The sequence below is a fragment of the Azohydromonas lata genome (assembly GCF_034427735.1).
Classification (GTDB): domain Bacteria; phylum Pseudomonadota; class Gammaproteobacteria; order Burkholderiales; family Burkholderiaceae_C; genus Azohydromonas; species Azohydromonas lata.
This window is the reverse complement of record NZ_JAXOJX010000003.1, coordinates 57,905-81,296: the sequence shown is the minus strand read 5'-3', so window position 1 is coordinate 81,296 and position 23,392 is coordinate 57,905. Positions and strand designations below refer to the sequence as shown.

At 68.0% G+C, this 23,392-nt stretch carries 22 protein-coding genes; 17 read left to right on the top strand and 5 right to left on the bottom strand.

Annotated features, from left to right (window positions below; genetic code table 11):
* Positions 1-182 precede the first annotated feature (182 nt).
* The gene (locus SM757_RS03860) at positions 183-2,654 is read right to left on the bottom strand and encodes a heavy metal translocating P-type ATPase (RefSeq protein WP_064736104.1); all 2,472 of its coding nucleotides are present in this window, start codon (positions 2,652-2,654) and stop codon (positions 183-185) included.
* An 85-nt stretch (positions 2,655-2,739) separates the two neighbouring features.
* Here SM757_RS03860 and SM757_RS03855 point away from each other — a divergent pair, with 85 nt between their 5' ends.
* Positions 2,740-3,018 (top strand): YnfA family protein, encoded by a 279-nt coding sequence (locus tag SM757_RS03855; RefSeq protein ID WP_051244348.1) that lies wholly within the window; start codon positions 2,740-2,742, stop codon positions 3,016-3,018.
* 151 nt (positions 3,019-3,169) lie between these two features.
* Here the strand turns inward: SM757_RS03855 and SM757_RS03850 are convergent, their stop codons facing one another.
* Together SM757_RS03850 and SM757_RS03845 are read right to left on the bottom strand one after the other, a co-directional pair.
* Positions 3,170-4,528, bottom strand: coding sequence for a heavy metal sensor histidine kinase (locus SM757_RS03850; RefSeq protein WP_029001664.1), 1,359 nt, complete (start codon positions 4,526-4,528; stop codon positions 3,170-3,172).
* Complete coding sequence (locus SM757_RS03845) at positions 4,525-5,211, bottom strand: heavy metal response regulator transcription factor (protein ID WP_029001663.1); 687 nt, start codon at positions 5,209-5,211, stop codon at positions 4,525-4,527. The genes SM757_RS03850 and SM757_RS03845 overlap by 4 nt, the downstream gene beginning before the upstream one ends.
* 192 nt (positions 5,212-5,403) lie before the next feature.
* Between SM757_RS03845 and SM757_RS03840 the strand changes: the two genes are divergently transcribed.
* Positions 5,404-5,718, top strand: coding sequence for a zinc ribbon domain-containing protein (locus SM757_RS03840; protein ID WP_029001662.1), 315 nt, complete (start codon positions 5,404-5,406; stop codon positions 5,716-5,718).
* Between the two features lie 304 nt (positions 5,719-6,022).
* On the opposite strand, the gene SM757_RS03835 is transcribed toward SM757_RS03840, so the two are convergent.
* Complete coding sequence (locus SM757_RS03835; RefSeq protein WP_169517155.1) at positions 6,023-6,367, bottom strand: CzcE family metal-binding protein; 345 nt, start codon at positions 6,365-6,367, stop codon at positions 6,023-6,025.
* Positions 6,368-6,675: 308 nt separating this feature from the next.
* On the opposite strand from SM757_RS03835, the gene SM757_RS03830 reads away from it, so the two are divergent.
* From SM757_RS03830 to SM757_RS03790, 9 genes are all read left to right on the top strand, one after another.
* Positions 6,676-6,978 carry a hypothetical protein gene (locus SM757_RS03830; protein ID WP_029001661.1) on the top strand — a complete coding sequence of 101 codons (303 nt, stop codon included), beginning with the start codon at positions 6,676-6,678 and terminating at the stop codon, positions 6,976-6,978.
* A gap of 54 nt (positions 6,979-7,032) precedes the next feature.
* Entirely contained in the window at positions 7,033-7,371 is a 339-nt protein-coding gene (locus SM757_RS03825) for a DUF4148 domain-containing protein (RefSeq protein WP_064736103.1), read from the top strand.
* 66 nt (positions 7,372-7,437) lie between these two features.
* A complete protein-coding gene (locus SM757_RS03820) occupies positions 7,438-7,797 on the top strand; it encodes a hypothetical protein (RefSeq protein ID WP_051244343.1) in 360 nt (119 codons plus the stop codon).
* A gap of 127 nt (positions 7,798-7,924) precedes the next feature.
* Positions 7,925-9,181 carry a TolC family protein gene (locus tag SM757_RS03815; protein WP_051244338.1) on the top strand — a complete coding sequence of 419 codons (1,257 nt, stop codon included), beginning with the start codon at positions 7,925-7,927 and terminating at the stop codon, positions 9,179-9,181.
* 77 nt (positions 9,182-9,258) lie between these two features.
* Positions 9,259-9,822: a hypothetical protein gene (locus SM757_RS03810; RefSeq protein ID WP_043461569.1), complete on the top strand. Its 564-nt coding sequence runs from the start codon at positions 9,259-9,261 to the stop codon at positions 9,820-9,822.
* Positions 9,819-10,934 (top strand): efflux RND transporter periplasmic adaptor subunit, encoded by a 1,116-nt coding sequence (locus SM757_RS03805; RefSeq protein ID WP_029001659.1) that lies wholly within the window; start codon positions 9,819-9,821, stop codon positions 10,932-10,934. The genes SM757_RS03810 and SM757_RS03805 overlap by 4 nt, the downstream gene beginning before the upstream one ends.
* Before the next feature lie 13 nt (positions 10,935-10,947).
* Positions 10,948-14,067 (top strand): efflux RND transporter permease subunit, encoded by a 3,120-nt coding sequence (locus SM757_RS03800; protein ID WP_029001658.1) that lies wholly within the window; start codon positions 10,948-10,950, stop codon positions 14,065-14,067.
* Between the two features lie 51 nt (positions 14,068-14,118).
* Positions 14,119-14,511, top strand: coding sequence for a hypothetical protein (locus tag SM757_RS03795; protein WP_029001657.1), 393 nt, complete (start codon positions 14,119-14,121; stop codon positions 14,509-14,511).
* A gap of 166 nt (positions 14,512-14,677) precedes the next feature.
* Positions 14,678-15,220 (top strand): hypothetical protein, encoded by a 543-nt coding sequence (locus tag SM757_RS03790; protein ID WP_156902147.1) that lies wholly within the window; start codon positions 14,678-14,680, stop codon positions 15,218-15,220.
* Positions 15,221-15,572: 352 nt separating this feature from the next.
* Here SM757_RS03790 and cadR read toward each other — a convergent pair whose 3' ends face one another.
* Positions 15,573-16,037: a Cd(II)/Pb(II)-responsive transcriptional regulator gene (cadR, locus tag SM757_RS03785; RefSeq protein WP_051244335.1), complete on the bottom strand. Its 465-nt coding sequence runs from the start codon at positions 16,035-16,037 to the stop codon at positions 15,573-15,575.
* Between the two features lie 188 nt (positions 16,038-16,225).
* Here cadR and czcI point away from each other — a divergent pair, with 188 nt between their 5' ends.
* From czcI to SM757_RS03755, 6 genes are all read left to right on the top strand, one after another.
* The gene (gene czcI / locus SM757_RS03780) at positions 16,226-16,579 is read left to right on the top strand and encodes a cation efflux protein, CzcI family (RefSeq protein WP_029001655.1); all 354 of its coding nucleotides are present in this window, start codon (positions 16,226-16,228) and stop codon (positions 16,577-16,579) included.
* A gap of 110 nt (positions 16,580-16,689) precedes the next feature.
* Positions 16,690-17,970 (top strand): TolC family protein, encoded by a 1,281-nt coding sequence (locus SM757_RS03775; protein ID WP_051244333.1) that lies wholly within the window; start codon positions 16,690-16,692, stop codon positions 17,968-17,970.
* Positions 17,967-19,160, top strand: coding sequence for an efflux RND transporter periplasmic adaptor subunit (locus tag SM757_RS03770; RefSeq protein WP_322464430.1), 1,194 nt, complete (start codon positions 17,967-17,969; stop codon positions 19,158-19,160). The genes SM757_RS03775 and SM757_RS03770 overlap by 4 nt, the downstream gene beginning before the upstream one ends.
* Before the next feature lie 15 nt (positions 19,161-19,175).
* Positions 19,176-22,298: an efflux RND transporter permease subunit gene (locus tag SM757_RS03765; RefSeq protein WP_029001653.1), complete on the top strand. Its 3,123-nt coding sequence runs from the start codon at positions 19,176-19,178 to the stop codon at positions 22,296-22,298.
* Positions 22,295-22,630, top strand: coding sequence for a P-II family nitrogen regulator (locus tag SM757_RS03760; protein ID WP_029001652.1), 336 nt, complete (start codon positions 22,295-22,297; stop codon positions 22,628-22,630). Before SM757_RS03765 ends, SM757_RS03760 begins: the two co-directional genes overlap by 4 nt.
* Positions 22,631-22,633: 3 nt before the next feature.
* Positions 22,634-23,356, top strand: coding sequence for a ZIP family metal transporter (locus SM757_RS03755; protein WP_029001651.1), 723 nt, complete (start codon positions 22,634-22,636; stop codon positions 23,354-23,356).
* The last annotated feature ends 36 nt before the right edge of the window (positions 23,357-23,392 follow it).

Here is a 23,392-nt window from a genome sequence, read left to right as displayed (position 1 = left end):
CAGGGTCACGAACGCAATTGGCCTGGCTGATGACTGCCCAAGCCTCGACACCGCTCTTGGCGGAATGCTTGGAAGATTCTTGACCTGATCCCGTCCAGCGCATTGATGCCCGTCAAGCCCGCAAGCTGTCCATCCAAGCGCTCCTGCACCAGGGGTGGGCCGGCGCGGGCCGGCCGGCGCAATCACCGTGCTGCTGGCGAAAGCCGCTCCGGTGCGGCGGCGCCAGGCGCTGGTGAACGGTCCGACCAGGCCAGCAGCCGCAAGCCGTTGAACACCACCAGCAGGCTCGCGCCCATGTCGGCAAAGACGGCCATCCACATCGTGGCCTGGCCGGTGAAGGTCATCACCAGGAAAACCGCCTTGATGCCCAGCGCCAGGACGATGTTCTGCACGAGCACGCGGGCGGTTGCGCGCGAGAGCCGGACAAAGGCGGGCACCTTGCGCAGGTCGTCGTCCATGAGCGCGACGTCGGCCGTCTCGATGGCGGTGTCGCTGCCCGCGGCCCCCATGGCAAAGCCGATGTCCGCGCGCGCGAGTGCCGGCGCATCGTTGATGCCGTCGCCCACCATGCCCACGTGCTGGCCGCCACGGCTGGCCTCCTCGACGAAGCGCAGCTTGTCCTCGGGCAGCTGGTGGCCGCGGGCGTCGTCGATGCCCACCTGCGCCGCGATCGCGCGGGCCGTGTGCGGGTTGTCGCCCGTGAGCATCACGGTCCGCACTCCCAGCGCCTGCATCTCGGCCACCGCGCTGCGGCTGCTGTCCTTGACGGTGTCGGCCACCGCGAAAAGGGCGAGCACCCGGCTCTGGTCACTCAGCAGCACGAGCGTCTTGCCCTGCTGCTCCAGCGCCTGCATGCGCGCTTGCTCGGCCTGCGAAGGGGGGCCGAAGCGCTGCTCTGTCCAGCGCGGGTTGCACAGCTGGTACGTGGTGCCGTCCACGCTGCCCTGCACGCCGTAGCCCGGCAGTGCGGAGAACGCCTGCACGTCGAGCACGGGGAGGGTGTCGCGCCGCGCAGCGCGCGAGATCGCCTGCGACACGGGGTGATCCGAGCGCGACGCCAGGCTGGCGGCGATGCGGCGCAGCGGCCCCTCGTCGCCGCCCAGGGCCACCACGTCGGTCTGCTCGGGCTTGCCGTGGGTGAGCGTGCCGGTCTTGTCCAGGGCGATGGCCGTGAGGCGGCGCCCGGCTTCCAGGTAGGCGCCGCCCTTGATGAGGATGCCCTTGCGGGCCGCTGCCGCAAGGCCGCTGACGATGGTCACGGGGGTGGAGATGACGAGCGCACAGGGGCAGGCCACCACCAGCAGCACCAGGGCCCGGTAGACCCACGTCAGCCACTCGGCGCCCAGAGCCAGCGGCGGCACCACGGCCACGGCCAGTGCCACGGCGAAGACGGCCGGCGTGTAGATGCGCGCAAACTGGTCGACGAAGCGCTGGGTGGGTGCGCGCGCACCCTGGGCCGACTCCACGGCATGGATGATGCGCGCCAGCGTGGAGTCGCCGGCGCGGGCCGTGACCCGGTACTCGAAGGAGCCGGACTCGTTGATGGTGCCGGCGAAGACCTTGTCGCCCGCAGCCTTCTCCACGGGGATGCTCTCCCCGGTGATGGGCGCCTGGTTGACCGTCGAGCGGCCCGAGACGATCTGGCCATCGAGCGCGATGCGCTCGCCGGGCTTGACGCGCACCTGGGCGTCGGGCTCGACGCTGGAGGCCAGGACGTCCGTCCAGTTGCCGTCGGGCTGCAGCACGGTGGCCTTGTCGGGTGCCAGCTCCAGCAGCCCGCGAATCGCGTGACGGGCGCGGTCGAGCGACTTGGCCTCGATGAGCTCGGCCACCGCGAAGAGGAACATCACCATCGCGGCTTCGGGCCAGTGGCCGATGAGCATCGCGCCGGTGACGGCGATGGACATCAGCGCGTTCATGTTGAGGTTGAGGTGGCGCAGCGCGATCCAGCCCTTCTTGTAGGTGGACAGCCCGCCGCTGCCAATGGCCACGAGCGCGAGCGCGAGCACCAGCCACGAGCTGTCAGGCTGCAGCCATTCCACCGCCTCGGCCGCGAGCGCCGCGGCGCCGGACAACGCCAGCGGCCACCAGGGCTCGCGCTCGCCTGGCAGGTCGTTCACGTCGCGCGCTGCGCCGGCGAGCGCCGCACCGGGGTCGGGCTCATCGGCGCCCAGCCCGATGGCGCGCAGCGCCGCCAGCGCCTGCGGCAGCGCCTGGGCGCTGTGGTGCAGCGTGAGCTTGCGCTGCATGAGGTTGAACTCCAGGCCGAGGATGCCGGGCATGCCCTGCAGCTTGCTGCGGATCAGCGCCTCCTCGGTGGGGCAGTCCATCTTGGAGATGGTCAGCACCGAGGTGCGCGCCTGCGCCTCGTCGCGGGGCTGGGCTTTCATCCCGATGGAAGCCAGGGCCGCCTCGACAGGCTGCGCCGTCGCCAGCGCGTGGTGCACGTCGAGCGTGCGCTGCATCAGGTTGAAGTCGAGCTGCTGCACGCCCTCGACCCGGCCCAGGCGGTCGCGGATGAGCGCCTCCTCGGTGGGGCAGTCCATGTTGTCGATGCGGTAGCGCGAGACGCGAAGCGCAGGTGCGGCTGGCACCGCAGCCGCTGCGGAGCAGCCGCAGTGACCTTGGCAGGAGGAAACGTTGGTCTTGTCCATGAGGGTTCGATGCTTGCTTCAGGCTGGATTGCAAACCCTGTAGCCGCTGCAGAGTCAAGGACAGGTGCCCAGGTGCCTCAGGGACATGCAGGCCGGCGTCCAGCGTGCGCATGTGAATCTGCGGCGCAACGCCAAGCGCCGGGCACGGCATCCCAGGTGCGCAGGCCCCACGCGGCAGTGGCCGCAACCTTGGAGTGACCACGCCCAGCGCTTCGCGGACCGCTTCTCCCAGGTTCGCGTCTATGCGGCTTACGGCGGCGCCTACATCGACGTGGCGCTGCTGTGGCTGTGGGCCGTCGATCAACTCCGTCCGCCGGCCTGGGACGGGGCTGGCGCGGCCGTGGCCCTGGCTGGCATGGGGTAGTTCCAGCCCGCGCGATACACTGCCGTCCGTGACGGCCGCCTTTGGCGCTGTTGTGACGACCTTTGATGTGGTTCGGACCGCGCCAGCGCCAGTGCGCGGGCGATGATGGGCAACGACGGCAGCGACCCATCGGTACTGGGTGAGGCTCGTGTCAAAGCTGGCGACTTGGTGAGCTCGCTACCGCTATAGCGGGCAGGCGAAGGCCTATGCTTGTACGGCCGGAATGGGAGTCCACGAAGGTCTGGCCGTCATGCATTCGCGCGATTGCGGCCACGATGGCCAATCCCAGGCCATGATTGACGTCGCTGTGCTCGCGCGACGCTTCCACCCTGTAGAAGCGATCGAACAGGCGAGGCAGGTGCTCGCGCCCAATGTCCTTGCCCGTGTTGCTCACGACCAGCTGCAGGAGGTCATGGGAAGGCATTGTGATGTCCACCTCCACGGTGGAGCCCGGGCTGGCATAGCGGGTGGCGTTGGCCAGCAGGTTGGACAGCCCACGGCGTAGCAACGCCGCGTCGAAAGCGCCCGAGGCATCGCCCGTCAGCCGGACCTGGAGACCGGCTTCGTGCAGTGCCGCGTCATGAAACTCCACAACTTCGTTGACGATCCTCGCAACGCTGGGTAGGGGCAGGCGGCGTGCCCTGGCACCGCGGTCCGCCTTGGACAGGAACAACATGTCGTTGACGATGCCCGAGAGCCGCCGCAGATCATCGAGGTTGTTCCCGATGACTTCCTGCAATTCCTGCACGGAGCGATGCCGGCTCAGGGCAACCTCGCTGTGGCCGATGAGCGCCGCCAAAGGCGTGCGCAGCTCATGGGCCACGTCAGCGTTGAACGCTTCGAGCTGCGCGTAGGCCTGCTCCAGCCTTTGCAGCAGTGCATTGAACTGCTCCACAACGGGTTGCAGTTCCTCAGGCTGGTCAATGCCGTCAAGCCGTCCGTGCAGACCGGCAGGCCCGATGGAGCGGATCTGACGCGACAGCGCCAACACGGGCATGAGGCTGCGGCGTACGAGCACGGAGCCGGTCAGCGAAATCAGCGTCGCACCCCCCAGCGCGCTGACCACCAGGATGGCCGCCAGGCGTTCCAGCAAACTGTCGTCCAAGGACGTGTCCAGCGTCAGTGCACCACGGATTGAGCCCTGGAAATCCAATGGCCAACGCTGTTCGAACCTTGCTGCCCGCGTGTGACCGTGGTTGCCTTGCATCGCGCGCTCGTACAGCGGCTTGCCATCGGGCAGCTCCAGACGCAGTCCAATGCCCGTCGTGCTGACGAAGAAGTCGTCAAGCTTGTGGCGCAATGTCACCAGATCGGCATTGGCAATGGCTTCCTCGATCAGATGTTCGACCACGGCCTGGCGTTGTTCCAGCGTCTCTTGCTCCCGGATGGAAAGGCTCCAGGCGGTGGCAAGGTAGACCCCCATCGCCACTAGCGTCAGCCCCATTAGGCTTTGGAGCGCCGACCAGACCGACAGGCGCCATACCAGCGACCGCGCCGGCGCCCGCTTCAAGGTATACGGTCCTCAAGCACGTAGCCCATGCCGCGCACGGTGTGCAGCAGCTTCGTCTCGAAGGGGTCATCGAGCTTGCTGCGCAATCGCCTGACTGCAACGTCCACCACGTTGGTGTCGCTGTCGAAATTCATGTCCCAGACCTGCTCGGCAATGACGGTGCGCGAGAGCACTTCGCCGCGGTGGCGAAGCAGCATGGTCAGCAGCAGGAATTCCTTGGCAGTGAGGTTCAGGCGCTGCCCAGCTCGGGTGGCACGCCGGCGTACCAGATCCAGCTCCAGGTCCGCCAGGCGCAAGCGGTTGGCGTCCAGCTCCGCGTGCTGCTGCGTGCCACGGCGCAGCAGCGCCTGCACCCGGGCCAGCAACTCCGAGAACGCGAAGGGTTTGACGAGGTAGTCGTCGGCCCCTTGCTGCAGGCCGTGCACACGGTCGTCCACCGCATCGCGGGCCGTGAGCATCAATACCGGCGTGGCACGCACTGCCCGCAAGGCGCGCAACACGGCAAAGCCGTCGATGCCCGGCAGCATCACGTCCAGCAGCACCAGGTCGTAGCTGCCCTCGAGCGCCAGATGCAGGCCGTCCGGCCCGTTGTGCGCCAAGTCCACGGCGTAGCCATTCTCGGTCAGACCCTTGTGCAGGTACTCGGCCACCCGTTTCTCATCCTCGACCACCAGTATTCGCATGACGCGATTGTCGCCATTTCATGTCCTGGGGAAGATGACGAAATTGTCATGCTGTCGTTCGCCGAGCGTCGAGCACGGGTGCCTACAGTGACGACATGGCGGCTGTCTCTACAGCCTTGGTTGACGTCCAACGATTTCGGCTGTCGGCGGCAACGTGGAGTTCAAGTACCTTGAGATACAGGAATCCGAAGCATGGGAATTTTCGATCGCCTCTTCGACGGGCACCACGGCCGCAAGCACCAGGGTGGTGGCCATCACAGCGGCGGCCGTCACGGCCGCAACGACAACTCCAGCACATTTGCCGACAGTGGCCAGCGCTGCGTCCTTGCCCCGGTGCCGCAGGCTGCTGCGGGCCAAGCCTGCCTGAAGTGCAGCGCGACCACCCCCGCCGGCAGCAAGTTCTGCCCTCAGTGCGGCACGTCGCTGAATGTCGCGTGCATGCAATGCGGCAAGGGTTTGCAAGTGGGCAGCCGGTTTTGCGGCCAGTGCGGCAAGCCGGCGCCCTGATCCGGGCCGGTGCCCTGAGCAACTGCACCAACTGAGCTGGGCAGTTGCGCCATGGCCATTCTCAAGGCTCATGGAGCCTTGCGCAACAGTCGCGGCGCACGACGGCAACTGTCGATGGCAGCGGTTGCCGATTCGCGGCCCTACTGTCTCCATGGCTCAAAGCGGCCGGCACGCCATCCTGACGTCCCACGGCTCCAGCCACCACCGTGAAGCTTGTTGCAGTGACGCGTCGCGGTTCGGCGGCCTTGAATTGCGCATGCTGCACGACCGCCATGGCGGCCGCCGGCGCTCAGCCCTCAGAAAGTCAGTTGCGCTCCATGTCGTTGGTTGCGACGTGAATGCGCAGCGGCTTGTTGGCGAAGCCTGCCGGAGCGATGCTTTGCAAGTCCACGTCGCGGTGGCCGATCACGTCGAATTTCCATGCAAAGGTCTTGTCCGCGTTGCGGAACGCAACGACGTCGCCGCATGACACGTTCACGGCTCCGGTCGTGGCGACATTCACTTCCTTGATGGCGGTCCTGGCATCGACGGGTGTTCCGTACATGGACTTGCCGTTGGACAGCCTTGCGTCATTCGCTGCCATTGCCGCGCTGGCGATCAACGCCATGCTGCCGACGAGCGTGATCGTCCTGAAAGCTCGCAAGCTCATGCTGTTCTCCTGGTTGCACGGGATGCAGCCGATGCGGGCCCTTTGCCCTTTCGTCATCCCGCCGTCCAGTTTGAATGGCGCGGGGTTACGACAGGCGTGCGGACTGATGACGGTTTTGCAATCCAGGACGGCATGCCTACAGCACATCAACCGCAGAACGACGCGGCGTTGGTCCGAAACAGCCTTGCCTGGCCCGAGAGGAGATGACGAAATTGTCATCTGCGTGACGCCGTCGTGTTCCGGTCCGGTTTCTACAGTGCTTTCACGGTCGCTGATGTAGCGGCCAATGTCACGAAAGGAAGCACCTCATGAAGACCCGCAAGCTCTCCGCCGTCGCGACCCTGTCCGCGGTGCTCTTGGCGCCGGCTGTTTCCATGGCGGATTCGCCCTGGGTACCGGCCAACAACAACCAGGGCTACCGGTACCAGCCCGATCACGGCAGCACGAGTACGGGGGCTGGGGGTCGCAGTGCCGCTGGTGTCTCCACGCCGGACGCGGCAAGCACAGCGAGCGCGACGACAGGCAAGACGCGCGAACAGGTACGCAACGAGTACCTGAACATGTCCGCCGCTGAACGGCAGCGCCTGCAGGAGATGTTTCGCGGTCCCTGACCACGCCTTTCGATTCCCACGCAACTCCCTCACTTTTCGAGATTCGAGAACCTCATGAGCTTGATGAAAGCCCGCTCCCATTGCACCGGCCTGCTGATAGGCGCAGCGCTGCTGGCCCCGGCCCTGGCCATGGCCAATGCCGAATGGCACCAGGAAAACACGGACCAGGGCTTGAGCTATCACCCGGAGCACGCCCAGAGCACGTCGACCCGAGCGCAGGTGCAAGCCGACGCGCGCTCAGCCGCACCGGGCCTGATCGTCCGCGAAGGCCCGCCGCTGGACACGTTCCCGGCGGCCACGCAGACCAAGACGCGTGAGCAGGTGCGCCATGAACGGCTGAGCCAGTCCCCCGAGGAAAAGCAGCGCCTACAGTGGACGACGCAGGGCAGCTGACCAGGAAACCGACCTGCCGCAGACATATATGGGAGGCCGGCATATTGGTGTTGATACACTTGCACAATGCGCCGCTTCGTGCTTGTCCTGCTGATTGCGTTGCTGCCGTTCCAGTCGATCTGGGCGGCGGCAGCGAACGCCTGCGGACATGAGCGCGTGAGCGGCAGCCAAGCGCATTTCGGCCACCACGAGCACGTGCACGAGGTCGCAGCGGCAGCCATGGATCGTGACGCTTCCGACGACGGCGCTGCGGACTGGTCCTGCGGCGCCGACTGCTCGACATGCCAGGGCCACGGCTGGTCGATGGCTTTGCTGGACTGGTCCACGTCGTTGACCCAATCTGGGCCCGATCTTGTGCCCGGCATCTGCCAGCACTTCATCCCGCAGCGTGATCCCGACAATCCGCTGCGCCCCCCTCTCGCGTGACTGATCTGATCTCTGGACGGAAGAGGCCGGCCGTGACCGGCTGACGCGCCGCATGAGCGGCCTGTTGCTCCGTCCCTCCTGACCAGAACAACGCGGGCCGCCGCCCGCTTCGCTTGCGAGAGACTTCATGACATTCGGACCCTGGGGTCGGGGTGCGGGCCGAGCCGCATCCGCTCTGGCATGGGCCTGCCTGCTGGCCATCGCGCCGGGCGCCCATGCCCAAGACGCCACCGGCACTTCCATCACGCTGCGGCAGGTGTTCGACAGCGCCTGGCAACGGCAACCCGAGGCGCGCGGCGCCACGGCGCGGCGCGACGCCACCGATGCTCGGCTCGAAGCGGCACGCAGCTGGACGCCCGAGCCGGCAGCGCTGGAGCTGTCGGGCCGCAGCGACCGCCTGATGCGCAACAACGGCCGGCGCGAGTACGTCGCCGGCGTGGCCGTGCCGCTGTGGCTGCCCGGCGAGCGCTCGCGCACGCAGGCCGTGGCCGAGGCCGAACGCCAGGCCGTGGACAGCCATGTGCTGGCCGCGCAGCTGCGACTGGCCGGCCAGGTCCGCGAGGCCTGGTGGACGGTGCACCGTGCCCGTATCGAGGCCACCCTGGCGCAGGCCCGGTTGGCCAACACGCAGCAACTCGCCGCTGACGTCGCACGCCGCGTGAACGCGGGCGATCTCTCCCGGGCCGACCAGCACCAAGCCGAGGGAGCGGCAGCCGCGGCGCGGGCCGGACTGGCTGAAGCTGCCGCGTTGCAGGCGCAGGCACTGCAGGCGCTCAGGGCGCTTGCGGGCATCGAACTGCCCCAGCCGCTGCCCGACACAGCCGAGGCCATGCCCGCCCCCGGCACCAACTTCTTCCACCCTCTGCTGGTCGAGCTGCAGGATCGTGCCGAAGTGGCGCGGCGCAGCCAGGCGCTGGCTAGCGTGCAGCGGCGCGCCAACCCCGAGATCGCCCTGGCCTCCACGCGCGAGCGCGATGTGCTGGGCGAGGCCTACGGCCAGTCGCTCACCGTCGGCGTGCGCATTCCCTTCGGATCGGACAGCCGGCATCGCGCCCGCGTGGCGGCAGCCGGCGCGGAACGGATCGAGGCCGAGAGCGCGCTGGCCGTGGAGCAGCAGCGCCTGCAGGGCGAGCTTGCCGCAGCCCAGGCCCGTATGGACGGTGCGAGCCAGGTCGCTGAAGCGGCCGCGCAGCGCGCGGCGCTAGCTGAGCAGACGCGCGGCTTCATCGACAAGGCCTTCAGGCTTGGTGAAGCGGACCTGCCGACCCGGCTGCGCGTCGAGCTGGAGGCCTTCGAGGCCGAGCGGCTGCAGGCGCGCGCGCGCATTGAGCTGGCACAGGCACTTTCGCAATGGCGCCAGGCCATGGGCCTGCTGCCCGAGTGAGGTGCTGCGACATGCACCCGTCACAACACTCCCCTATCCGCACGCACTCCCCGCAACGATATCCCGGGACTTCCGTCATGTACGCCCCTCGAATCCACAAGTCTGCGGCTGTCCTCGTGGCAGCCCTTGCACTGCTGGCCGTGCCGGCCGCGCAGGCCGGCGACGGCCATGACCATGGCGATGCACCGCCCGCGGCCACCGGTCCGGCCTTGCCGCGCTTCGCCGCCGTTTCCGAAGATTTCGAGCTGGTGGCCGTCGTCAACGGCACGCACCTGACGCTCTACCTGGACCATGCCGACAGCAACAGCCCAGTGAAGGACGCCCAACTGGAAGTCGAGATCGGTGGCCAGAAGATCAAGGTGCAACCCCATGCCGAAGGCGAGTTCGAGGCGACGCTGGCGCAGCCGCTGCAGCCCGGCGCCACCCCGGTAACGGCCACCGTCACGGCGGGCGCCGTGACGGACCTGCTCGCCGGCGAGCTGGACCTGCACGCCGACGAGCATGCCGAGCAGGGCAATGCCAGCCACTGGCAGAGCGCCTCCGGCTGGGTGGCCGGGGTGCTGGGCGCCCTGGGCGCCATGGCTTGGGGCTGGCGGCGCTACGCCACCGGCCGTCGCAGCCGTACCGGAGCCGCTGCATGAAGCGCATCGCCCGCATTCACTCCGCACTCGTGCTGCTGACGCTGGCGCTGGCCGCATCGCTGGCACGGGCTGGCGACGGACACGACCACGGTGACGCTGCTCCAGCCATCAACGCCAGCGGTCCCCAGCGCCTTCCCGACGGGAGCGTCTTCCTGCCCAAGCCCGCGCAACGCCAGATGGCCGTGCGCACGGCGGTGGCCCAGGCCGGGCAACTGCCCCGTGCGCTGGAGCTGGCGGGCCGCGTGCAGATGGACCCCAACGCCGGAGGCATGGTGCAGGCCCTGGTGGCCGGGAGGCTGGAGCCCGGCCCGCGCGGGCTGCCCTCCGTGGGCCAGCCAGTGCGCAAGGGCGACGTGCTGGCCTACGTCGTGCCCTCGGCCAGCGCCATCGAGCGCTCCAACCAAGCGGCGCAGCTGGCCGAACTGCGAGCCGGCCGCGATCTGGCGGCCAAGCGCCTGGCTCGCCTCAAGGAGCTGGCCGACACCGTGCCGCGCAAGGAGATCGAGGTGGCCGAAAGCGAGGTGGCCAGCCTGGGCGCGCGCATGGCAGCCATCGGTGGCGGCCTCTCCGGGCGCGACGCGCTGCTGGCTCCCGTGTCGGGCGTGATTGCTTCGGCCAACGCCGTCAGCGGCCAGGTGGTGGACGCGCGCGAACTGGTGTTCGAGGTGGTGGATCCGTCTCGGTTGCGCGTGGAAGCCCTGGCCTTTGACGCCGCAGTGGCCTCGGACGTGGACACGGCGTTCCTAATGGCTGGCGGGAAGACGGTGCCGCTGACGTTCGTCGGCGCATCGCGCTCGCTGCGCGAGCAGGCGCTGCCCCTGATGTTCCGTGCCGAGGGTGCCGCACTGTCCGCGCTGGCGGTCGGGCAGCCCGTGCAGGTGGTCGTGCAGACCCGCAGCCGTGTCCAGGGCGTACCCGTGCCCGCGGACGCACTGGTCAAGAACCCCTCGAACCAGAGCATCGTCTGGGTCAAGGCGGCGCCCGAGCGCTTCGAGCCCAGGGTGGTGACGGTGCAGCCGCTCGACGGCGCCACGCTGGCGGCAACGACGGGGCTCAAGGCCGGCGATCGGGTCGTGACGCAAGGCGCGACGCTCGTGAACCAGGTCCGCTGACGGAGCGCCGCGCATGTTCAAGTGGCTTCTCAACAGCAGCCTGGCCAACCGGCTGTTGGTGATCATCGCGAGCCTGGTGTTGATGGCCTATGGCGCCTTCACGCTCTCGCGCACCCCGGTGGACGTGTTCCCCGACCTCAACAAGCCCACGGTCACGATCATGACCGAGGCCGGCGGCATGGCCGCCGAGGAGGTGGAGCAACTCATCAGCTTCCCGCTGGAGACCACCATGAACGGCCTGCCGGGGGTGGAGTCGGTGCGCTCCACTTCCAGCGCCGGCCTGTCCTTCCTCTACGTCACCTTCGACTGGAGCACGGAGATATTCCGGGCACGGCAGATGGTGTCCGAGCGCCTGGCGTCCATGGAGGAAGGGCTGCCCGCCGGCGTGGTCCCGCGCATGGGGCCGATCAGCTCGATCATGGGCGAGATCATGCAAATCGCCATCCCGATCGACCCGTCCAGGATCACGCCCATGGCCGTGCGCGAGTACGCCGACTGGGTGCTGAGGCCGCGGCTGATGGCGATCCCTGGCGTGGCGCAGGTCATTCCCATCGGCGGCGAAGTGCGGCAGTTCCAGGTCCAGCCCGACACGCGCCGCATGGCGGATCTGGGCATCTCGCACGACCAGCTCGAATCGGCTCTGAGGAACTATTCAGCCAACACCTCGGGCGGCTTTCTGGAGCTCAACGGGCGCGAGTACCTGATTCGCAACCTGGGCCGCACCTCCAGCCTGGATGACCTCATGAACCTGGCCCTGACGGCCAGGGACGGCCAGCCGATCCTGCTGCGCCAGTTGGCGCAGGTGGCGTTCGCACCGGCAATCCGGCGCGGCGACGCGGGCTTTGAGGGCCAGCCCGCCGTCATCCTGGGCATCCAGAAGCAGCCCACCGCCGACACGATCAAGCTCACCCGCTCGATCGAGACCGCGCTCGACGAGATGAAGCGCTCGCTGCCCGCAGGCATGCAGGCGCCGCGCGTGACGTTCCGCCAGGCCAGCTTCATCGAGTCCTCCATCAACACGCTGCAGGGCAAGCTCATCGCCGCCTCGGCCTTTGTCGCGGTGATCCTGTTCCTCTTCCTGGGCAACGTGCGTACGACGGTGATCGCGCTGGTGGCGATTCCGGTGTCGATCTTCATCACCGCGCTGGTGTTCCGCTACTTCGGGCTGTCGATCAACACCATGACGCTGGGCGGCCTGGCCATTGCCATCGGTGGCCTGGTGGATGACGCGGTCGTGGGCATCGAGAACGTGATGCGTCGGCTCAAGGAGGATCGCAGCCGCCATCACGAGCACCGGCTGCATCCCATCGAGGTGGTGGCGCGTGCAACGATGGAGGTGCGCTCGGCGATCCTGTACGCCACCGTGATCATCGTGCTGGTGTTCGTGCCGCTGTTTGCGTTGCCCGGCATGGAGGGGCGGCTGTTCGTGCCGCTGGGCATCGCTTTCATCGTCTCGACGCTGGCCAGCCTGGTGGTGTCGGTGACGGTCACGCCGGTGCTCTCGCTGTATCTGCTGCCGCGCATGAAGTCGCTCGACCATGGCGACACCCGGCTGCTGGCCTGGCTCAAGCGCCGCTACGGCAACGCGCTGCAGAAGGTCCTGAACCGGCCTCGCGCTGCGGTTGCCGCGGGTGCGGTGGCGGTCCTGGCTGCGGCAGTGGCCGTGCCCTTCTTCGCGACCACCTTCCTGCCGCCGTTCAACGAAGGCACGCTGCTCATCGGCATGCGCCTGAATCCCGGCGTGACGCTGGCGCAATCCACCGACATCGCGCGCCAGGCCGAAGTGCTGGTCAAGCAGGTGCCCGAGGTGACCCACGTCGGGCGCCGCAGCGGCCGGGCCGAGCTTGACGAGCACGCCGAGGGCGTGCACGTGAGCGAGCTCGACGTGGGCCTCAAGCCCGTGGGCGAGATCAAGCGCAGCATGCAGCAGATCCAGGCCGACATCCGCTCGCGCCTGGTAAACCTGCCCGCGGCCATCGCCATTGGCCAGCCCATCTCGCACCGCATCGACCACATGCTCTCGGGCGTGCGCTCGCAGATCGCCATCAAGATCTTCGGCGAGGACCTCGACACGCTGCGCGGCCAAGCCGACGTGCTGCGCAACCGGCTGGCGTCGATCCCCGGCATCGCCGATCTCGAAATCGAGAAGCAGGTGCTCGCGCCCCAGATCAAGGTGCGCCTGGACTATGCGGCGGCAGCCCGCTATGGCGTTCCGGCGCCGCAGGTGCTCACGGTGCTGCAAAGCCTCGTGGAGGGCGAGAAGGTCACGCAGATCGTCGAGGGCGGACGGCGCTTTGCGCTGGTGGTCAAGCTGCCCGAGGAGGCGCGTTCCACGCAGGGCCTGCAGGACATCCTCATCGAGACGCCATCGGGGCGCATCCCGCTGTCCAAGATTGCCTCCATCGAGGATAGCGACGGTCCCAACCAGATCAGCCGCGACGATGGCAAGCGCCGCATCGTGCTGTCGGCCAATGCCCAGGGCCGTGCCTTGTCGGACATCGTGACCGACATCCGCCGCGTGGTGGCCGAGACCAAGCTGCCCGAGGGCTACTTCGTGACGCTGGGCGGACAGTTTCAGGCCCAGGAGGAGGCCTCCCGCCTGGTGGGGCTGCTGTCCATCGTGTCGGCCGTGCTGATGTTCGTCGTGCTGTTCAGCCGCTACAAGAGCTCGAAGCTGGCCCTGCTGATCATGGCCAACATCCCGCTGGCACTGGTGGGCGCCGTGGTGGGGCTGTGGCTGGCCGGACAGCCGCTGTCGGTAGCGGCCCTGGTGGGCTTCATCACGCTGGCGGGCATATCCGTGCGCAACGGCATCCTCAAGGTCAGCCACTACATCAACCTCATGCGCTTTGAGGGCGAGGACTTCGACCACCGCATGATCCTGCGCGGCTCGCTGGAGCGGCTGAGCCCCGTGCTGATGACGGCGCTGGTGACGGCCTTCGCGCTGGCGCCGCTGCTGTTCGAGGCCGAGCAGCCCGGCACCGAGATCCTGCACCCGGTGGCGGTGGTGATCTTCTCGGGCCTGATCAGCTCGACCTTGCTCGACACCTTCCTCACTCCGGCCATGTTCTGGCTCTTTGGACGCCGCGACGCCGAGCGGCTGGTCGACGACGGCAATGCCGAGGCCTTCTGAGCTTGGTGGCCTTTTCATTCTTCATCCCTGCGCTCAACGAAAGGACTTCTCATGAAACTCAACCGCATCTGGGCCGCTGCTGCCTTGCTGGCCTGCCTGGGCACCGCCGTGGCGGCACAGGAGCACGAGCACGGTCATGGCCACGAGCCGATGCATGGCGGCGTCGTCGTCGAGGCCAGCGACATGGACTTCGAGCTGGTGGCCAAGGCCGATGTCGTCATCCTCTACGTGCGCGACCATGGCAAGCCCGCAGCCACGCAAGGCGCCAGCGGCAAGCTCACACTGCTCAGCGGCAGCGACAAGACCGAGACGACGTTGGCGCCTGCGGGGGACAACAAGCTCCAAGCCCAGGGCAACTTCAAGGTAGGTGCCGGCACCAAGGCCGTGGCCACGGTCACGCTGCCGGGAAAGAAGGCCGTCAACGTGCGCTTCGCGTTCAAGTGACCGCTGGAGGCTGACATGTGCAGGTCTGCTGCGGCCAGCAGCAGTCGTCGGAACGGGCAGCCGTCGGAACGGGGCAGCCGCGCGGGCCGGCGTGGCCACCTGCCGGGGCACTGTCGCCGCACGCCAGCGCCAGCCGCCGTCACGGCGCAACAAGGAGTCCCTCTCCATGACCTTCCAACGCACGGGCACGTTTGCAGCGCTGTTGGCCGCGGCGACATTGCTGGTGGGATGTACCTCGCCACAGCCCAGGCACATCGACGCATCCGGCAGGTATTGCTTCCGAGCCAGCGAGAGTCCAACATCCACCTGCACATTGCACGCCATTCCGTCCGAGCAGGTGGAGGCTGACGTCAAGCGATTCGAACCCGAGCCCGGCGCACTGACGCTCCTCATCGTTCGAAACCGATGGGCGGATGCCGTGAACCAGGTGGACGTCAGCGTGGATGGTGCCGGTCCGATCACGACGGTGCCCGAGAGTCTCGTGCAGGTCCGGCTGCCTGCCGGCAGGCACCGGCTCGCCCTGTGGTGGGATGCAACGCAATCGAACCTGGACATCGATGGTGCAGCCGGCGACGTGCGCTTCGTCGAGATTCAGGGCTCCACATGGTTTGTGGGCAGCCGTTACCGATGGTTCACGGGCGATGAGGCTGGCGCGCGGTCAAGGGCGCTTTCGAGCCGCCTGATCGCCGTCATGGATCTTGCGCGCTGACGGCACCGAGGCATGGTTGCCGACACGAATGCTGCCCGCAGGGCTGTAGCACGCCCGACTGTTGGTCGCACGGGCCTCGCCTGCGCTCGTGTGCGCCACCGCGCTGACCCGCCTGGAATCATGCGCAGGCAGCGAACCCGAACGGCATGGCGCCAAGATCCTGGGCTGTCGCTTGCCCCGTCTCCAGCCCACGCGGGGACGGATTGCCCGGCAGCTTCGTTCCAAGGCGCTGCGCCTGGGGCCGTTCGCGTGGAGGCCTGCATTGCACGACTGGGTCGCCGTATGGAGCCAGCATCGATCAACGCGAATCACGTGGGTACGGCACGGTCCGACGCAGCGCACAGCAGGCAAGTCATTCGCGCGCTCGCTTGTGAACGTCAGCCAAGGCGCTGTGCGGCCGTGGCCGCGGCTTGGGTGCAGGACTGTTGGCCTGGGCAAGGCTGTTGAGAATCCCGCAGTCGCCTGCAGGCTGAGCCCGGTTGCAGCGTTGGCGCAACTCTCTCAGGCGCTTTTGCAGCACGCGCAGCTCGCGGATGCGCTGGTCGACATGGCCGATGTGCGCCTCCAGCAAGGCATTCACAGCGCTGCAATCGTCCTGCGGCGCATCCTTGGAGCGCAACAACACCTGTATCTCGTTCAGGGCCATGTCGAGGTTGCGGCACTGCCGGATGAACTCCAGCCGCTCGACGTGCTCGGGACCGTAAACGCGGTAGTTGCTGGACGTGCGCGCAGGCTGCGGCAGCAGGCCTTCACGCTCGTAGTAGCGGATCGTCCCCTCCTGCGTGCCGGTGGCTTGGGCCAGTTCACCGATCTTCATGTCTGACCATTACAGGCATTCCAAATGCTCATTGACTCTACACTTGCTACAAGCTTTTTAATGACAATGCCGCCAGAAGACGTGCGGACAATCCAGGCTCATTCCGCGGGTGCTGCTATCAAGGGTGGCACGGTAGCGCGGGCACGCCGCATGCCCGCGTCAACCCTGTAGTCTCTATAATCAATTTCATGCGCCGCCGCCTTGTCATCATGCTGTTGATGCTGCTGCCGCTCCAGTTCGTCTGGAGCGCGGCCGCGGCCTACTGCAGCCACGAGACGGCGCCAACGGCCCAGCATTTCGGCCACCACGTGCACGTGCACAAGTCGGCCCAGGCCGATGACGGCGCAAAGTCCCAGGCCGATTCGGGCATCGCCGACAACGACTGCCCGGTCTGCCACCTGGGTGGCCCGTCGCTGCCGCCTGACGTGGCCGTCTTCGTCTGCGCGCATGCAGCGCCGCCCCAGCATCCCGCTGCCGGCGTGCCTTACTCATCGGCTCCGCCCGGAACACCCGAACGCCCCAACTGGCTGCTCGCCGCCTGATCCGGCGAGCAGCTGCGTTTTTTCCTTGTCCAAGGCACAAGGCCTCTTGCCCTAGGCACTCGCTCGCCGGATCCGTCCTGTTCCTGGTTCATCCCTGACTGGAGGATTCGATGCGATACAAGACGCTGGCGCTGGCCGCCGCGTTGTGCCTAGCACCTGGCTGGACCCTGGCGCAAGAAGCCATGCCCACGACAGCTGCGGCCGGGCGAAGCCTGACGCTGCAGGAAGCTCTCGCGCTGGCCCAGGCCGGCAACCCTGTGCTCAGGGCGAGACAGGCGCAGCTCGCGGCGGCTGAAGGCCAGGCCAGCGACGCTGCGGCGTTGCTGGCAAGCAATCCCCAGGTCTGGACCGAGCGCACGCGCCGCCGCGTGAGCGCGCCACCCGGCGCGCCGCGGCAAAAAGAATGGACTGCCGGCATCGAGCAGTCGCTGGAGATTGCAGGGCAGCGACGCCACCGGCGCGAGGCCACGCAGGAAGCGCTCGCGGCGGTGCGGCTGGAAATCGACGATGCGTCGCGTCAGCTGCGCGCCGAGGTGTCGCAACGCTTCTACCGCGTGCTGGCACTGCAGCGCCGCGTCGAGGTGGAAGCCCAGGCGTTGCGGCTGTTCGAGGACACGGCCCGCGCCATCGAGCGTCGGCGTGCCTCAGGCGAGGACACGCGGCTCGATGCCAATGTGGCCGTGGTCGAGGCCGAGCGTGCGCGCAACTCGCTGGGCGGCATCCAGGAACAGCTGCTGCAGGCGCGCGCCGATCTGGCCGCCGGACTGCAGCTCGATGCGGCCGAGCTGCCGCAGGCTGCCGGAGAGCTGCAGCTCACGCCCCTGGCGTACACGCGCGACGAGCTGCTGCAGGCCGCGCTGTCGCAGCCGCGGCTGCAGGCGCTCCAGGCCCGTGAGCAAAGCGCCCAGGCGAGGCTGCGGCTCGAACGTGCCGCGCGCTATCCGGACGTCACCGTCGGAGTCAACGTCGGCCGCGAAGGGCCGCTGGATGCGCGCGAGCGGTTGACCACCGTCACGTTGTCCGTGCCCTTGCCCCTGTTCAAGCACAACGCCGCGGGCATCGGCCAGGCCAGCACCGAGCTCGCTCAGGCGCAGGTGGAACGCCGCGCCGCCGAGCGTGACGCTCCCGCCCAGGTCCAGGCGCTGTGGTCTCGGCTGCAGAGCCTGCAACTCCGCGTGGAGCGGCTGCAGCGCCTGGTGCTGCCCACGCTGGCCGACAACGAGCGCCTGGCGCTGCGCTCGCGCGAGGTAGGCCAGATCGGGCTGCTGGAGCTGCTGGTCACGTCCCGGCAATCCCTGGACGCTCGCCGCGACCTGATCGACGCATTGCTGGACTACCACGCCACCCGGGCCGAGCTGGAAGCCACCGCCGGCTGGACGAGCCAGCCTTGAGAAAGAAGACCATGAAGAACCTGATGCAACCCGGTGGTCGCCGAGCGCTCGTTGCGCTGGCCGCGGCTGCCCTGCTGTCCGCCTGTGGCGGCCCCAAGAACGAGCAGCCTGTCGTGAAGGACGAGAAGGCGCAGGCGCAGGCCGAAGAAAGCTCCTTGATCAAGCTGTCGGCCGAGGAGGCGCAGCGCGCCGGGCTGCAGGTCCAGGCGCTGCAGCCCCAGGCCCAGGCCGACGTCGTCACCGTCACCGCCACCATCCGCGCCAACCAAGACCACTTCGCCCACGTCGCGCCCCGCGTGGAAGGCCGCCTCACGCAGATCGTGGCCAAGCTCGGTGACCAGGTGCGCGCCGGGCAGACTCTGGCCGTGCTCGACAGCGTGGCCCTGGGCGAAGCGCAGTCCGCCTACCAGCAGGCCCAGGCTTCGCACCGCGTGGCACAGAGTGACTTCGACCGCGCCAGCAAGCTCGTGGCCGAGGAGATCATTCCGCAGAAGGACTACCTGCGCGCGCAAGCCGAGCTGGAGAAGTCCCGCGCCGAGTTGCGTGCGGCCGAGGACAAGCTGCGGCTGCTCGGCGCGTCGCCACAAGGCGCCGGCCGGGCCAGCGCCAGCTTCGAGCTGCGCTCGCCGCTGGCCGGCACCGTCATCGAGAAGAAGGCGACCATCGGCGAGCTCGCCGGGCCCGGCGATGCGCTGTTCACCGTGGCGGACCTCTCGCGCGTGTGGATCGAGGCCAACCTCTCGGAAGACCTGCTGGCCAGGGTGCGCGTGGGCGCGCCGGCCAGCGTCACCGTCACGGCTTATCCGGGCGTGCGCTTTCCCGGCAAGGTGAGCTTCATCGCCGGCGCGCTCGACAAGGACACGCGCACCGTGGGCGCGCGCATCGAGGTGGACAACCAGGATGGGCGGCTCAAGCCCGAGATGTTCGCCACGGCCAGCATCCAGACCGGACAGACCAGGCAAGACGTGCTCAGCGTCCCCGACGCCGCTGTGCTGCTGCTGCAGGGGCAGCCGACGGTGTTCGTGCGCGAGAAGGACGGCTACGAGCCGCGGCCGGTGGAGCCCGGCGACAAGCTCGGCGGCCGCACGGTGCTCAAGTCCGGCGTGCAGCCCGGCGACGAGGTCGTCACGGCCGGCGCCTACGCGCTCAAGGCCCGGCTGCTGAAGTCGCAGATCAGCGACGAGCATTGAGGAAGGCGTCAGACCATGCTCAATGCGATTGTCGATGCCTCGCTGCGCTACAAGGTCCTGGTGCTGGTCGCCTTTGCGGTGATCGTGGGCCTGGGCGTGCGGGCCTTCCAGCAAGTGCCGGTGGACGCCTTCCCGGACGTCACGCCGATCCAGGTCAACGTCTACACCGAGTCACCGGGCCTGGCGGCCGAGGACGTCGAGAAGCTGCTCACCGCGCCCATCGAGGGCGCGATGGCCGGCCTGCCCGGCGTCGAGGAAGTGCGCTCCGTCTCGCTGTTCGGCCTGTCCTACGTCGGCGTCTACTTCAAGGACGACGTGGACATCTACTTTGCCCGGCGCCTGGTGGGCGAGAAGCTGCAGGAGGCCAAGGAACGGCTGCCCCAGGGCTATGGCGAGCCGGTGTTGGGCCCCAACAGCTCGGGCCTGGGCCAGGTGTTCTGGTACACGATCGATTCGGCCGACAAGAAGCTCTCGGCGATGGACCTGCGCACGCTGCACGACTGGACGGTGCGGCTGATCGTGCGCACCGCGCCCGGCGTCGATGACGTCATCTCCTGGGGCGGCCAGGAAAAGCAGTTCCAGGTGCAGATCGACCCGCGAAGCCTCATCAAGTACGGGCTGTCGTTCAAGGAGGTGATGGAGCGGCTGGCGGCCAACAACCGCCAGGTTGGCGGCCAGTACCTCAACGTCGGCGCCGAGCAGTACCTGGTGCGAGGCCTGGGTCTGGTCGCCAGCGTGGCCGACATCGAGTCCGTCATCGTGGCCGAGCGCAACGGTGCACCGATCCACGTGCGCGACGTGGCGCAGGTCAAGGAGGCGCCGGCCATGCGCTTTGGCGCCGTCACGCGCAACGGCGAGGAAAGCGTGCTGGGCATGGCGCTGGCGCGGGTCAACGAGAACGCCAAGAACGTGGTGGACGCGGTCAAGGCCAAGCTCGCCACCGCGCAGGCCGCGCTGCCCAAGGGCGTGACCCTGAACCCCGTCTACGACCGCACGGAGCTGGTGGAAAAGGCGCTCAAGACCGCCGAGAGCTCGCTGGTCGAGGGCTCGTTGCTGGTGGCCGTGATCCTGTTTCTGTTCCTGGGCGAGATCCGCTCAGCGGTGGTCGTGATCGTCACGCTGCCGCTGGCCATGCTCATCGCCTTCGTACTGATGCAGCAGTTCGGCCTGTCGGCCAACCTGATGTCGCTGGCGGGCCTGGCGATCGGCACCGGGATGATGGTCGACGGCGCCGTGGTGATGGTGGAGAACGCCTTCCGGCTGCTGGCGCACACGCGCGAGTCGGGCCGGCCGGTGCACAAGACGCAGCTGATCCTGCAGGCCGCGCGCGAGGTGGTGAACCCCATCGCGTTCGCCATCCTGATCATCATCGTCGTGTTCCTGCCGCTGTTCTCGCTCAGCGGCCTGGAGGGCAAGCTGTTCAAGCCCATGGCGCTGACCATCACCTTCGCCATGGCCGGCTCGCTGCTGCTGTCGCTCACGCTCGTGCCGGTGCTCGCGGCGCTGATCCTCAAGCCCAAGCAGGAGCGTGACACCTTCCTGGTGGCCCGGGCCAAGCGGCTGTACCTGCCGCTGCTGGATTGGGCCCTGGAGCGCAAGCGCCTGGTGGTGGGCGCAGCCGTCGTGCTGCTGCTGGCCTCGCTCGCCCTGTTCCCGTTTCTGGGCAAGGAGTTCATGCCGCAGCTGCAGGAGGGCTCGATCATGTTCCGCATCACCGGCATCCCCTCCACCTCGCTGGAGGAGTCGATCCGGGTGTCGAAGGCGGTGGATGCGGAGCTGCGCCGGCAGTTTCCGCAGGTCAAGACCGTGCTGGCGACCATCGGCCGCGCCGAAAAAGGCGAAACCGCCGACGTCAACTACATGGAGGTGCTGCTGGAGCTCAAGCCGCAGAGCGAGTGGCCGGAGAAGCTTTCCTACACGGGGCTCGGGCGCCAGATGCAGGAGTCGCTGGAGGAGACCGTGCCCACGGCGGTGTTCGGCGCGACTCAGCCGATCCAGATGCGCGTGGAGGAGCTGATCTCCGGCGTGCGCGCGACGCTGGCCCTCAAGCTCTACGGCGAGGACCTGGGGACGCTGGACCGGCTCACCAGCCAGATCCAGTCCGCGCTCAAGACCGTGCCGGGCGTGGCCGACCTCTCGGCCGAGGCCAACAAGGGCAAGCCGCAGCTCGTGGTCAAGGTGGATCGCCCCGCGGCGGCACGCCTGGGGCTCAATGCCGACGACATCCTGGAGGTCGTGCAGTCGGGCATTGGCGGCAGCACCGTCTCGACGCTGATCGAAGGCACGCGCCGCTTCGACATCGCGGTGCGCCTGGCCGATGAGTACCGCTCATCGCCTTCGGCCATTGCCGCGATTCCCATCCGCACCAGCAGCGGCGCCCTGGTGCCGTTCTCGCAGGTCGCCACCATCGAGCTTGACGAAGGCTACTCTTTCGTGCGCCGCGAGGCGCTGCAGCGCTACGCGGTGCTGCAGATGGACGTGCAGGGCCGTGACGTGGACAGCTTCGTCAAGGAAGCGGACGCCAAGCTCAAGCAGGTGGTGAAGCTGCCTGCGGGCTACTGGATCGAATGGGGCGGCGCGTTCGAGAACCAGCAGCGCGCCATGGCCCGCCTGGCGCTGATTGTGCCGCTGACCATCGGGCTGATCTTCATCCTGCTCTACACCGCCTTCAACTCGGTGCGGCATGCCACGCTGATCATCGCCAACGTGCCCTTTGCCGTCATCGGCGGCGTCGTCGGCCTGTTCGTCTCCGGGCAGTACCTGTCGGTGCCCTCGGCCATCGGCTTCATCGCGGTGTTCGGCGTGGCCATGCTCAACGGCATCGTGCTGGTGTCGTTCCTCAACGGCTTGCGGCAGCAGGGCCTGGCGCTGCGCGACGCGGTGCGGCAAGGGGCGGCGCTGCGGCTGCGGCCCGTTCTGATGACGGCTTCCGTCGCCATCCTGGGCCTGGTACCGATGCTGCTGTCCACCGGCGTCGGGGCCGAGACGCAGCGGCCGCTGGCAACCGTGGTGGTGGGCGGGCTCTTCACCTCGACGGCCCTGACCTTGTTGCTGCTGCCCCTGATGTACGAATGGGCCGAAGGTCGCGCCGAGCGGCGTGCCGGCGCTGCGACCACGGCGCAAGGAGAGACCAAATGAAGGAAATCAAGGCCTATGTGCACGCACACCGCATCGGCGAGGTCATCGCCGCGCTCAAGGCCTCGGCGGCCTGGGGCGCGGCCGACGGCGGGCAGCACAACCTCACGGTCTACGTCGTCAAGGGCTCGCTGGTGCCGATCGACGAACGGGAGAAGCACTACTCGATCGAGATCGGCGACGAGGTGGTCAACGAGTACAAGCTGGAGTTGCTGTGCGAAGAGCCCCACGTCGATGAGCTGGTGGCCATCATCCGGCAGGTCGGCCGCACCGGGCAGCCGCGCGCGGGCTGGGTGTACGTGACGGACGTGCAGCAGGCCCTGCCCATCGGGTGAGCCATGCATCCCGCGTTGCTTGTCCTGCTCTACACCCTACCGGCGCTGGCGGTGGCCACGGCGGGCGGCGCGTGGGCCGCTTGGCGGCCACCTTCCGAAGCGCTCACGGCCGTCATCCAGCACTTTGCCGCAGGCATCGTCTTCGCGGCCACGGCGCTGGAGCTGCTGCCCAAGGAACGGACCGAGGCGGCGCTGCCGGTCGTGATCGGCTTCACGCTGGGCATCGCGCTGATGCTGCTGGTGCGCCGGCTGGCCGGCGCGATCGAGAAGCGCGAGCAGGCGCGCCGTTTCCCAGCAGGGATGCTGGCCATCACGGCGCTGGACCTGCTCATCGACGGGCTGGTGCTCGGCATGGCGTTCGCAGCAGGTGAGAAAGCCGGTGTCCTGCTCGCCATTGCGCTCACCCTGGAGGTGCTGTTCCTGGCGCTGTCGGTCAGCGCGGCGATGTCCCGCTCGGGCGCGGGCCGCGCGGCTGCGCTGGCCGCGGCGCCGGGACTGGCGCTGATCCTGTGCCTCGCCGCAATGCTGGGACGCCTCTTCTTCGGTGCCTTGCCGCCGTTTGCGTTTGCCGTGTTGCTGGGCATCGGCATCGTCGCGCTGCTGTACCTGGTGACGGAAGAACTGCTGGTTGAAGCCCACGAGGTGGCCGAGACACCGTGGTCGACCAGCGCCTTCTTCGTCGGGTTCTTGCTGTTTCTCGTCATCGAGATGGCGGTGGAGGCATAGATGAGCCAGTGCCCACGCAATTCAACGGCCGCACCG